Origin of the sequence: Candidatus Clostridium stratigraminis, assembly GCF_045310675.1 — a bacterium.
GTDB lineage: Bacteria > Bacillota > Clostridia > Clostridiales > Clostridiaceae > Clostridium_AT > Clostridium_AT stratigraminis.
In genome coordinates this window covers 61,714-73,881 of the sequence record NZ_JBJHZZ010000003.1, presented here as the reverse complement: position 1 = coordinate 73,881, position 12,168 = coordinate 61,714, and the positions used below count along the sequence as shown (strand labels likewise).

The following is a 12,168-nucleotide window of genomic DNA, read 5'->3' as shown; positions in this document are numbered from 1 at the left end:
ATTATGGAGATAGTTAAGATTGTAGCTTTTGTATTTATAGCTTTATCCATTGTCGTTATCATTAAACATGAGAATGGAGCACTAGCAGTGCAAATTAGTACAATAGTTGGGATACTAATATTCTTATTTATGCTGACTAAGATCACAGCTATACTGCAACTCCTTCAACAATTAGCATTAAAGGCAAATATTGATTATGTATACTTAAACATAATATTTAAGATTCTCGGTATAGCATACTTGGCATCCTTTGCTAGTGAAATCTGCAAAGACGCAGGAGAAGGAACCTTGGCAGCAAAGGTGGAGTTTGCTGGAAAAATTTTAATATTAGGTCTTTCAATTCCAATTTTAATGGCAGTATTGCAATCTATTCTAAAGATAATGTAGAGGTAAATATATGAAAAAATTAATTTTTATTTTACTTATTATCCTGATGCTGCCTTTTAATGTACAAGCTGCCGCTGGTGATACAGGAAGTCAAGTAAGTGAGGGAGCTCAGGTTGAGGGTTTATACAATTATATTGTAAACATGAAAACTCAAAATGAAGTTTTAAAGGATTTAAATGCAAAAGAATTTGTTAATGAGTTTATGAAAACGGGAGATGGAAAGTTCACTACTAGTAAAGTTATAAAGGCCATTATTTCTTATCTGTTTAAGGAAGTAACAGCAACCTTTAAAACTATGTCTATATTAATTATTATTGCAATTATATGCGCACTATTAAATAACTTAAATAAGTCATTTAGTGATAATGGATTATCAAGTATAGCATATTTTGCTTGTTTTGCATTAATTATAGTTTTAGTTTCAAAAGGTTTCTACGATGCTGTTGAAGTTGCAAAAAATGCTATGAATCAAACAGCGGACTTTATGTCAGCATTAATACCGGTATTAATGATGCTAGTTGCAAGTGTAGGTGGCTTTACAGAAGCAGCCGTAATGGATCCAATAATAATAGCTTCCATAAATATCTGTATTCGACTTTATGTAGACATAATAATTCCTCTTATATTTATGAGTTTTGTGCTTCAGTTTGTAAATAGCTTAACTAATGAATTTAAGTTGGAAAAATTAACCAAACTATTAAATCAAATTGCGCTATGGGCACAAGGTATATTAGTTACTGTGTTCATAGGGATTTTAACCATTAGAGGAATTACTTCTAAAACTATCGACCAAGTAACAGTGAAAACAGCTAAATATGCAATTGATAATTTTGTACCTATAGTTGGTAAGGCCTTTTCTGACGCAGTCAGCACTGTTGCAGGCTATTCTTTACTACTTAAAAATGCATTAAGCGGACTTGGGCTTGTTATTATAGTAGTTATTGTTATCTTTCCAATAATTAAGCTTTTAATAATGGCTCTTTTATATAAATTAACTGCGGCAATTATAGAACCAATTAGTGACAGCAAACTTACAGATTGTATTTCTTCAGTAGGAGATTCCCTTTTATTAGTGATGTCCTGTGTCATAAGTGTCTCAACTATGTTTTTTATAATGGTAGCAATAATTGCTTCTGCAGGTAAAATGATGATTGGTGGTTAAGTATTATTAATAAATATGTGCTAAATGAGTTATATAAGGATGGTGATGATGCTACAAATTTTTAAAGTAAGTAGGTGTAACAATGTTAGGAGAAGTAAAAACTTGGATTATAAGCATTTGCACTATTGTTATTTTCATGACCGCAGTTGAGATGCTGCTTCCAAATAACGGATTTAGAAAATATGTAAAGTTTGTTTTAGGTCTTATATTGATAACTGTATTGATAAATCCTATTTTAAAGGTGTTTAATAAGGAATTTGATATAAATTCATATGTAACGAAGGCAGTTACATATATGGATGAAAAAAGTTATGAAGGTAATTCGGATCAGTATAAACAGGATATAATGACGAATACTTTAAGCACTTTTAAATTAAATGTTGAAAAAGCTGTGGAAAATAAGCTTAAAGAAAATTTTCCGAATAGTTCCTTTAAGGTTGAGGCTGTAGTAGATTACGAAAATGATAATGACAGTGCCTATATAAAAAGCCTTAAGGTTGGAATTAAGGATGGCAGCATAGATATAATTAAGAAGGTTGTTATAAGTACCAAAGGAAATATTAATGAGGCTTCGCAAACTTTAAATGATGAAAGAAGTAGACTAGTTAAGGAATTGTTAAGCAAAGAATTAAAACTACAAAGTGATGCCATAGAGATTTACAAGTTATGAGAATTAAAAAGGGGCTAATCAAATAATAATTATTTAAGTAAAAGTCCTAAATGGACTTTTACGGGTAATCTAGTCGATGGTTATCGACGGGATAAGATTACCCCGTGAAGAATAAGAATACAAGGAGGTAACAATGGATATACATAAGTTTCTAGAAAATATTTATAATGAACTTAAAAAAATATTTAATACACCTGACAATAATGCGCCCAAAAAAAATAAAAATAAATTACCTAATTTATTAATTGGATGTTTAGCTGTTGTCTTAGTTTGTATTTTGGCTGTTCTTGGTACAGATATTTTTAAAGGTGCATCTCCAACTGCAGGTAGTAATCAAGGTAGGCAAAGTCAAGATATTTCAGCTGTAAGTACAACTACTCATGATTACGAAGTTACAGTTGAGAATGAGTTAAAAGGCCTATTAGAAAATATAGATGGGGTTGGAAGAGTAAAAGTTATGCTTAACATAGATGGAAGTGAAGAACAAGTTCCTGCTGTTAACGTAACTGATTCTAAAAGCAACACAAAGGAAAGAGATACAAGCGGCGGCACAAGAGATACAACTCAAGATAATAATGGAAGTACTGTTGTAATTACAAATGATGGATCAAAGAGCCAGCCACTTATTATAAAAACAAACAAGCCAAAGATAGTAGGTGTAATTGTAGTTGCTGACGGAGCTAATGAAAAGGTTGTACAATTAGAAATTACACAGGCTGTAACGAGATTATTCAATATCAGCGCTGACAAAGTTAGTGTTTACGCAATGAAAAAGTAGAATAAATTAATATGGAGAATCATATAATTCACTAGAAAGATTGATGGGAGGAATAAAAATGAATAAAAAACAAGCTTTTATTATTGCCACTTTATTAGTACTTATAGTATGTGCAGGTGTTCTTGCTACTAAGGTAAATAGCCCTTTATATGTAGATTCTACCGAAATTACTAATGCTTCAGTTAATGATAAAGGGGACTTTTATACAGAAGCAAGACTTAGTAGGGATAATACCAATGCTAAAATGATGCCTACATATCAAACCATTATTGACGACAAAGATGCAGCAAAGGAATATAAGGACGCAATGATCTCTCAATTAAAGACATTAACAACTAATACAGAAAATGAAGTAAAAATTGAAGGTCAACTTAAAGGAAAAGGTTATGATGATTCTTTTTGCCAAATATCAGATGGTAAAGTTAATGTTTATGTTAAAACAAAAGACAAGCTCACTGATAAGCAAATAAAAGATATCAAAAATGTAGTTTTAGGAATAACTAAAATAAAAGATGTTGAGATTGAACAAAAACAATAGTATTTGTAAAATTAATATACTTTTGATATAATGTACCTAAGATAAAACTATTGCTTTTTAAGCAAGGGGGTACCGATATGGAAGAGAATTTTCAAGACGAGATAAATATGGGTATTGTAAAAATATCCGATGAGGTTGTTGGAGTTATAGCTGGATTAGCTGCTGCTGAGATAAAAGGAATTGCTGGCATGAGTGCAAACCTTGTAGGAGGAATAACTCAAATATTAACCGGTAAAAAGAATTTATCTAAGGGTGTTAAAGTAAATGTTGGAGAAAATAGCGCGGCTATAGATTTATATGTTGTTGTTGAATATGGTTTTAAAATACCTGAAGTAGGTAAACAAGTACAAGAAAATGTGAAGAAAACTGTTGAAGCTTTAACAGGACTTGTAGTATCTGCTGTAAATATACATGTTCAAAATGTTTTAATTCCAAAACCTGATGAAAAACAAGAAGAAGTAGAGGAATAATGAATTACTAATGGCATCCATATTATTTATGACTTATTGAATCAATAAGTCATAAATAATATGGATGCCATTTTAATTATATTTTTTATTATAATTGAAGGTTGACTTATATAATTGTATAATAATATTTAACTTGATAATAATTCAAATATAGAATAATATATTTAATTGGTATTATTATAGCAGTTTTAAGAGGTTAAGGCCCTATATGGGCTTTTGCGAGTAATCTTAAATTACTCAGTGTTCCGACAATAGGAGGTTAAAGCCCTAAATGGGCTTTAACGAGTAGTTTTACGAGCGGAAGCGAGTAGTCTTAAACTACTCAGTGTTCCGACAGAAGGAGGAAATTAAATGAACAGAAGAAGGTCTAGGGAAATTGCAATGGCGCTGCAGTTTGAAATGTCAATAAACAAAGGAGACTTTAATGACATTTTAGATAGCTATAAGGAAAACACTGAAGAAGACCTAAAAGAAATTGATTTTGCTTACATAACAAACACCCTTAAAGGTATACAAGAAAATTGCGAAGCAATAGATAGTAAAATTGAAAAATACTTGGTAAATTGGAAAATAAGCAGATTATCTAAGATTGATTTAGCAATTTTAAGAATTTGTACATATGAAATAATATATGAAGCTGATATTCCAAATAAGGTTTCGGTAAACGAAGGTATAGAACTTGCAAAGAAATACTCAGATGATAAGTCTTTTCAATTTATCAATGGAGTACTCGATAATATAAATAAGGAAACAAATAATTAAGGAATACAAGGGGGAAATATCATGGGGAAAATAATTGATGGAAAAGCTGAGGCAGCAAAACTTAAAGAGGAAATTAAAAGCTTTGTTTTAAAGAAAAAGGAAGAAAATAAAAGGGTGCCTTGCTTAACTGCTATACTTGTTGGAAAAGACGGAGGGTCCATATTTTATTGTAATAATCAGCGTAAGTTATGCGACCAATTAGGAGTTCTATATAAACTTATAGAGCTTGAAGAAAGTACGACTGAAGCTGAATTAATAAAAGTTATAGAAGAATTGAACAATTCTAAGGATGTAGATGGGCTAATTTTGCAGTTACCACTGCCAAAGCATATTAATGAAAAAGTAGTTACTTCAAAAATAAGCTTTAAAAAAGACATAGATGGACTTACTGATATTAATATGGGTAAGTTTTATAAGGGTGATGAATGTTTTGTACCATGTACGCCTCAAAGTATAATTCATCTTATAAAAAGTACTGGACTTAATATTGAAGGAAAGAATGCAGTAGTAATAGGTAGAAGTAATATTGTTGGAAAACCAGTTGCACAGCTTTTGTTAAAGGAAAACGCTACTGTAACCATATGCCATTCAAAGACGAGAAATATTAAGGATATATGTAAAAATGCAGATATCCTAGTTTGTGCATTAGGGAAACCAGGTTTCGTTTCTGAAGAATATATAAAAGCTGGAGCAGTTGTAATTGATGTTGGCACCAGTATGGTAGAAGGAAAGATAACAGGAGATGTACAATTTAACAGTATAATTGAAAAAGATGTATATTTAACACCTGTTCCTGGTGGTGTTGGGGCACTAACTACTACTATTTTAATAAAAAATGCTTGCGAGGCTTCTAAGAAAAATGTTTATTAAAACCTTATCTGTATCTGCACTTAATAATTATATAAAAAAGACCATGGATTCTGATTTTATATTACATAATTTAAATATCAAAGGTGAAATTTCAAATTTTAAACTCCATACCAGTGGACATATATATTTTTCCTTAAAGGATGAAAGCAGTAAAATAAACTGTATAATGTTTAGAAGCCATGCCAGTATGCTTAAATTTATGCCGAAAGATGGTGAGGCTGTTATTGTTAAAGGAAGGGTATCTGTTTATGAAAAGGATGGTACTTATCAGCTTTATTGTGAGGAAATGTCTCAAGTTGGTTTAGGAGAACTATACATTAAATATGAAGAATTAAAAAATAAACTTGAGGTATTAGGTTTATTTGATGCTAAGCATAAAAAAGCTATACCTAAGTATCCAAAGAGGGTTGGAGTAATTACATCACCTACAGGGGCAGCAATTAGAGACATAATTAATGTTTCAAGAAGAAGAAATTCTTCCATTGATATGCTGCTTTATCCTGCTTTAGTACAAGGGATTAATGCCAGTGAGGACATCATAAGGGGTATTGACTATTTTAACAGTATAGAGGATTTAGATCTTATAATTTTAGCTAGAGGCGGAGGTTCCATTGAAGAACTTTGGGCTTTTAACAATGAAAATTTAGCGTATTCAATTTATAATTCTAAGAAGCCTACTATTTCAGGAATAGGACATGAAACTGATTTTACTATAGCCGACTTTGTTTCTGATAAAAGAGCTTCTACACCATCAGCTGCTGCAGAATTAGCTATACCTAGTGCAAAGGAGATAGAAATTCTTTTAAATAGTTATAAAAATAAAGTATCATCCTCAATTAATTCTTATCTTACATTTTTAGGTAATAAAGTTGATGGCTTAAACAAGACTTTAGAATTAACCAATCCTATGAACTATATTATTAATCAATATAATCAAATAGATAGGTTTAAAGATAAATTAAATCATAATATAAAAGCAATACTTCAAACTGACAAAGAACAATTAAGTAAAATAAATGCTATATTAAATGCTCATAATCCGCTTAAAGTCCTTGACAAAGGTTATTCTTTAATTGAAGACTTAGATGGCAATATTGTAAGTGAATTATCGGTATTAAAAACAAAGGAAAAAGTGAAAATAAGTCTAAAAGACGGAATCACCTTAGCACGAATTCAGTGCTTTTCAGATAAGGATATTTAATGTGGAGGGAAATATGCCTAAGAAAAATGAAAGTTTTGAAACAATGATGAAAAGACTTGAAGAAGTCTCTAATACTATGGATAGTGAACAGCTTACTTTAGAGCAGTCCATGAAATATTATGAAGAAGGCATTAATCTATGTAATAAACTATATAAAAGCTTAAATGAAGCAGAAGGCAAGGTTAAAATACTTATAGAAGGCAAAGAAGAAATTTTTACACTAAATGAGGAGTAACTATGGAAACTAATGCTTTGAAAAATGAAATAGAAACTTATATTGAAGGATGCCTAGCTTCTAGTGAGGACTATAATAAAAAAATATATGAGGCAATGCACTATAGTGTAAGTATTGGAGGAAAAAGAATAAGGCCTCTGCTCTTTATACTAACATATAATATGTTTAAAGGTAACTATAGTGATATTATGCCTGTAGCGGCTGCAATTGAGATGATACATACCTACTCATTAATACATGACGATCTTCCTTGTATGGATAATGACGATTTAAGAAGAGGTAAACCTACAAATCACAAAATCTTCGGGGAGGCTATTGCAGTACTTTCTGGAGACGCCCTTTTAAATGAAGCAATGAATTTAATGTTTAAATTTTGCCTTGGAAAGGACCATAAGGCACTTAAAGCCTGCAGTTTAATCTCAATGGCTGCTGGAGCAGAGGGTATGATTGGCGGTCAAGTGGTTGATATTTTAAGTGAAGGTAGAAAAATCTCTTATGAAGAACTTCTATATATGCACAGCAAAAAAACTGGAGCTCTTATTAAGGCTTCAATATTAGCTGGTGCATTACTGGGAAATGCTAATGCAGTTGAATTAGAATCTCTAAATAAGTTTGGAGAAAAATTAGGATTAGCATTTCAAATTAAGGATGATATACTTAATGTAATAGGAGATGAAAGGTTATTAGGCAAAAGCATACATAGTGATGAAGAAAATAATAAGACAAATTTTATAACAACCTTTGGCCTAAATGAATGTAAGAAGATGTGCAGCTCCCTTACAGAAGAATGTTTGAAATTATTAGACAATATTCCATATGATACTAAAGATTTAAAAGATTTATCTATTTATCTTCTTAGAAGAGAATTTTAATTATAATTATGCATATTTTGAAAATATCAATTTATTGTGATATAATATACCATAATAAGGCTACTATAAAAGCATTAGTAGCTTTTATTTATTTTGCAAATAATAAATCTTGTATTAAATACAGATGTACAATGGAATATAAAATAATTTAAAAAAAGGAAAATGTTATGTATAAAATTTTAGATAAATATGAAAATATAGCAGATATTAAAAAAATGGCCTTTGCAGAATTAGAAGGTTTTGCAGATGAAATAAGAAGTTTTTTGATAGATAAGGTCTCTAAAACAGGAGGACATCTTGCATCAAATCTTGGAGTAGTTGAATTAACACTTAGTTTATATTATACATTTGATTTTAATTCTGATAAATTAATTTGGGATGTAGGACATCAGGCATATATCCATAAAATTTTAACGGGCAGAAAAGATAAATTTGACAGCTTAAGAAATTTTAATGGTATTAGCGGTTTTCCTAAAAGAGAAGAAAGTAAATATGATATGTTTGAAACAGGTCACAGCAGTACTTCCTTATCTGCAGCCTTAGGAATGGCTAGAGCACGTGATTTAAATAATAAGCATCATGAAGTAGTTGCAGTTATTGGGGATGGAGCTCTTACTGGAGGAATGGCATTTGAGGCATTAAACGATGTGGGCTATAAGAAAAGTAAAATGATTATTATTTTAAATGATAACGAAATGTCCATAGGTAAAAATGTAGGAGGTCTTTCAACATATTTAAGCAAATTAAGAGCTGATCCTAAGTATAATAAATTTGCACAGGATTTAGATACAACTCTTAGAAAAATTCCATCCATAGGAAAAGGCATGGCTAATTCTATAGAGAAAATAAAGGATGGTATTAAGCAGGTAATAGTTCCAAGTATGCTTTTTGAAGATATGGGATTAAAATACTTAGGACCTATAGATGGTCATAATTTAAAGGATCTAACAAAGGTAATGAACATGGCTAAAAGCATTAAAGAGCCAGTTATTATACATGTTGTAACGCAAAAGGGCAAAGGATATGAATATGCGGAGCAAAATCCTGGAAAGTTTCACGGCATAGGACCATTTGATTGTGATAGTGGTGAGACTGCTTCAACTTCCTGTGAAACCTATTCAGGTTCTTTTGGAAGAACTTTAATTGAAATTGCTAAGGAAAAGGAAAATGTAGTTGCAATAACAGCTGCCATGAGGGATGGAACTGGGCTTGCAAGTTTTTCTGAAAAGTTTCCAAATAGATTTTTTGATGTAGGAATTGCAGAGCAGCATGCAGTAACCCTTGCTGCAGGTATGGCAAGTGAAGGACTAAAACCTGTATTTGCAGTTTATTCTACCTTTCTGCAAAGAGCTTATGATCAGCTGCTGCATGATATTTGTATACAAAAGTTACCTGTAGTGTTTGCAATAGACAGAGCTGGAATTGTTGGTGAGGATGGAGAAACCCATCAAGGTGTATTTGATTTATCTTACCTTTCAACAATGCCTAATATGACAATAATTACTCCTAAATGTACAGCTGAGTTAAATACTATGCTTAAGTGGGCTGTTAATCAGAACTTTCCTGTAGCAGTAAGGTATCCTAGAGGTGGAGACCATAGGGAATTAAATTTAGTTAGCTTAAAAGAAATTAAATTAGGCAAATGGGAAATTCTCTTTAATAGTGATATTAAAGAAAAAAATAACCAATATAAAAAGATTGCAGTTGTAGCAGCAGGAAAAATGGTTCAACAGGTTTTACTAGCAAAAGAAAAATTGTTGCAATATCCAATTGATTTAAAAATAATTAACGCATGTTTTATAAAGCCTATTGATAAAGCTTTAATTTCAGATTTAGTAAAAGATGATTACTCAATAGTTACAATAGAGGACAATGTTATTAATGGTGGACTTGGATCTTATGTACTTCAGTATATATCAACCTTAAATAAAAATACTAAAGTGATAAATCTTGCTTTTAAAGATGAATTTATTACCCATGGCAATGTAGATATACTTTATAAATTATATGGATTAGACCCATCAGGAATAACAAACAGCATTATTAAATTATTATAGTTTAGAGAGGTCACTATGTCGCAGACAAAAGAAAGATTAGATATACTTTTAGTTAATAATGGAATGTTTCCATCTAGAGAAAAAGCAAGGGCAAGCATAATGGCTGGTCAAATTTTTATAGATGGTCAAAGAGTTGATAAAGCAGGTGAAAAGGTACCCACTTCTTCTTCAATAGAAATAAAAGGAGAGGTTATGCCATATGTCAGTAGAGGTGGTCTTAAATTAGAAAAAGCTATAAAAAACTTTGATCTTAACCTAAATGCATTAACTTGTTTTGATATTGGTGCTTCTACTGGGGGATTCACTGATTGTATGCTCCAAAATGGAGCACAAAAGGTTATCGCTATAGATGTTGGATACGGTCAGTTTGCCTGGAAACTAAGAACAGATCCAAGAGTTCTTTGCCTTGAAAGGACAAATGTGAGATATGTAACTTACGAACAAATAGGTGAATATGGTGACTTTGCAAGTATAGATGTATCTTTTATTTCATTAAAAAAAGTTATTCCACCTGTGGTAAATTTGCTTAAAAATGAAGGAAAAGTAGTTGCACTTATAAAACCACAGTTTGAAGCTGGAAGGGATAAGGTTGGTAAGAAGGGTGTAGTAAAAGATCCATTAACTCATAAAGAAGTAATATATGGAATAATTAATTTTATAATTGAACAAAAGCTTAATATTTTGAATTTAGATTTTTCACCTATAAGGGGACCAGAAGGAAATATTGAATATTTAGTATTTTTTTCCAAGGATATGAGCTTAAACTGTACCTTTGATTTAAAGAACATAGACAAAATAGTAGAAATGGCCCACGGTAAATTAACTTAATTATTACGCTGGAGGAATTATGAAAAATATTGGTATAAATATTAATACTGAAAAAGATATTAATGGAGATATATTAAGTTTCATTACAAATACTATTGAAAATATAATTCCAGATTCCAAAATCACTATATTTAAGGACAGTCAGGATTTACATAGTATTAAAGATACCTTTCTTGACTTTATTATTTCTGTTGGCGGAGATGGGACTCTTTTAGGCACTGCCCGGGAAGTTGCAAAGTACAATATTCCTATTCTAGGGGTAAACATAGGGAATTTGGGCTTTTTAACTGAGGTAGTTAGTACAGATTTTGCTATGGCAATCATAAATATAAAAGAAAAAAAGTTTAAAATTGAAGATAGGATTATATTAAACTGCAAAATTGAAAAGGAGAATGATGTTAAAAACTATATAGGTTTAAACGACATAGTAGTGGCTAAAGGAACATTAGCTAGAATGGCTAAATACGAAATTTATATAGATGACAAGTATTATGCATCATTTACTGCAGATGGAGTGATTATTTCAACACCAACAGGCTCAACAGCGTATTCATTGTCTGCTGGAGGACCTATAATGTATCCTACCTTAAAGCTAATGTCTATCACACCAATTTGTCCACATTCTCTTGGAGTGAGAACATTGGTTGTAGATGGCAGCAGTAAAATAAATGTAGCAATTAAGAGAAAATTTGAAAGTGTTTTTCTAACTGTAGATGGGCAGCAATCCTATGAGCTTAAAAATAATGACAAAATAGAAGTGACTATGTCTCCATTAAAATGCAGCTTGATTAAGCTAGACGGTTATGATTACTTTGATATATTAAGAAGAAAAATTACTCTAAGAACAAAAGAGTGTGAGGGTGGTAATTAATGAAGGTTGCACGGCATGCAAAGATATTAGAGATCATCAATATTAAAGACATTGAGACACAAGAAGAACTTGCTGAAGAATTGAAAAACATTGGAATGGATGTAACTCAGGCTACAGTTTCTAGGGATATTAAGGAATTAAAGCTCATAAAAGTTTTGTCTAGTGAAGGAAAATATAAATATGCATCTATATCTCCTATTGAAAAGTTCTTATCGGAAAAGCTTGTAAATGTTTTTAGTCAAACAGTTCTTTCAGTTGAAAATGTTGAAAATTTTATAGTTATTAAAACAATACCGGGTTCAGCACAAGTTGCTGCAGAAGCCATTGATTCTTTGAGTTTTGAAGGAGTTGCAGGCACAATAGCAGGGGATAATACAATATTTGTGCTTGCAAGAAGCAAAGAACTTTGCATTTTACTAGTACAAAAAATTAAAAAAATGATTAGTGATCAGGAATCATAAGGAATT

General features: G+C 31.1%; 15 protein-coding genes. All 15 read left to right on the top strand.

The window, feature by feature from the left end; all coding sequences use genetic code 11:
- The first annotated feature begins 3 nt into the window (after window positions 1-3).
- The 15 genes from spoIIIAD (at window position 4) to ACJDUG_RS06900 (ending at window position 12,162) form a co-directional block, all read left to right on the top strand.
- Window positions 4-387 carry a stage III sporulation protein AD gene (spoIIIAD, locus tag ACJDUG_RS06970; protein ID WP_406764970.1) on the top strand — a complete coding sequence of 128 codons (384 nt, stop codon included), beginning with the start codon at window positions 4-6 and terminating at the stop codon, window positions 385-387.
- A 10-nt stretch (window positions 388-397) separates the two neighbouring features.
- On the top strand, window positions 398-1,549 hold the full coding sequence (spoIIIAE, locus tag ACJDUG_RS06965; protein ID WP_406769175.1) for a stage III sporulation protein AE: 1,152 nt from the start codon (window positions 398-400) through the stop codon (window positions 1,547-1,549).
- 82 nt (window positions 1,550-1,631) lie between these two features.
- Complete coding sequence (gene spoIIIAF / locus ACJDUG_RS06960; protein WP_406769174.1) at window positions 1,632-2,219, top strand: stage III sporulation protein AF; 588 nt, start codon at window positions 1,632-1,634, stop codon at window positions 2,217-2,219.
- A gap of 133 nt (window positions 2,220-2,352) precedes the next feature.
- Window positions 2,353-2,997, top strand: coding sequence for a stage III sporulation protein AG (gene spoIIIAG, locus ACJDUG_RS06955; RefSeq protein ID WP_406769173.1), 645 nt, complete (start codon window positions 2,353-2,355; stop codon window positions 2,995-2,997).
- A 58-nt stretch (window positions 2,998-3,055) separates the two neighbouring features.
- On the top strand, window positions 3,056-3,535 hold the full coding sequence (locus ACJDUG_RS06950) for a SpoIIIAH-like family protein (RefSeq protein ID WP_406769172.1): 480 nt from the start codon (window positions 3,056-3,058) through the stop codon (window positions 3,533-3,535).
- Window positions 3,536-3,612: 77 nt separating this feature from the next.
- Window positions 3,613-4,005 carry an Asp23/Gls24 family envelope stress response protein gene (locus ACJDUG_RS06945; protein WP_406769171.1) on the top strand — a complete coding sequence of 131 codons (393 nt, stop codon included), beginning with the start codon at window positions 3,613-3,615 and terminating at the stop codon, window positions 4,003-4,005.
- A 351-nt stretch (window positions 4,006-4,356) separates the two neighbouring features.
- Window positions 4,357-4,767 (top strand): transcription antitermination factor NusB, encoded by a 411-nt coding sequence (gene nusB / locus ACJDUG_RS06940; RefSeq protein WP_406769170.1) that lies wholly within the window; start codon window positions 4,357-4,359, stop codon window positions 4,765-4,767.
- A gap of 21 nt (window positions 4,768-4,788) precedes the next feature.
- Window positions 4,789-5,637 (top strand): bifunctional 5,10-methylenetetrahydrofolate dehydrogenase/5,10-methenyltetrahydrofolate cyclohydrolase, encoded by an 849-nt coding sequence (locus ACJDUG_RS06935; RefSeq protein WP_406769169.1) that lies wholly within the window; start codon window positions 4,789-4,791, stop codon window positions 5,635-5,637.
- On the top strand, window positions 5,627-6,838 hold the full coding sequence (gene xseA / locus ACJDUG_RS06930; protein WP_406769168.1) for an exodeoxyribonuclease VII large subunit: 1,212 nt from the start codon (window positions 5,627-5,629) through the stop codon (window positions 6,836-6,838). The genes ACJDUG_RS06935 and xseA overlap by 11 nt, the downstream gene beginning before the upstream one ends.
- A 13-nt stretch (window positions 6,839-6,851) precedes the next feature.
- On the top strand, window positions 6,852-7,073 hold the full coding sequence (locus tag ACJDUG_RS06925; protein ID WP_406769167.1) for an exodeoxyribonuclease VII small subunit: 222 nt from the start codon (window positions 6,852-6,854) through the stop codon (window positions 7,071-7,073).
- A gap of 2 nt (window positions 7,074-7,075) precedes the next feature.
- On the top strand, window positions 7,076-7,945 hold the full coding sequence (locus tag ACJDUG_RS06920) for a polyprenyl synthetase family protein (RefSeq protein ID WP_406769166.1): 870 nt from the start codon (window positions 7,076-7,078) through the stop codon (window positions 7,943-7,945).
- A gap of 167 nt (window positions 7,946-8,112) precedes the next feature.
- On the top strand, window positions 8,113-10,002 hold the full coding sequence (gene dxs, locus ACJDUG_RS06915) for a 1-deoxy-D-xylulose-5-phosphate synthase (protein ID WP_406769165.1): 1,890 nt from the start codon (window positions 8,113-8,115) through the stop codon (window positions 10,000-10,002).
- A gap of 15 nt (window positions 10,003-10,017) precedes the next feature.
- Window positions 10,018-10,830, top strand: a complete 813-nt coding sequence (locus tag ACJDUG_RS06910; protein ID WP_406769164.1) for a TlyA family RNA methyltransferase — start codon at window positions 10,018-10,020, stop codon at window positions 10,828-10,830.
- A 19-nt stretch (window positions 10,831-10,849) separates the two neighbouring features.
- A complete protein-coding gene (locus ACJDUG_RS06905; RefSeq protein ID WP_406769163.1) occupies window positions 10,850-11,701 on the top strand; it encodes an NAD(+)/NADH kinase in 852 nt (283 codons plus the stop codon).
- Window positions 11,701-12,162, top strand: a complete 462-nt coding sequence (locus tag ACJDUG_RS06900; RefSeq protein WP_406769162.1) for an arginine repressor — start codon at window positions 11,701-11,703, stop codon at window positions 12,160-12,162. The genes ACJDUG_RS06905 and ACJDUG_RS06900 overlap by 1 nt, the downstream gene beginning before the upstream one ends.
- Window positions 12,163-12,168 lie beyond the last annotated feature (6 nt).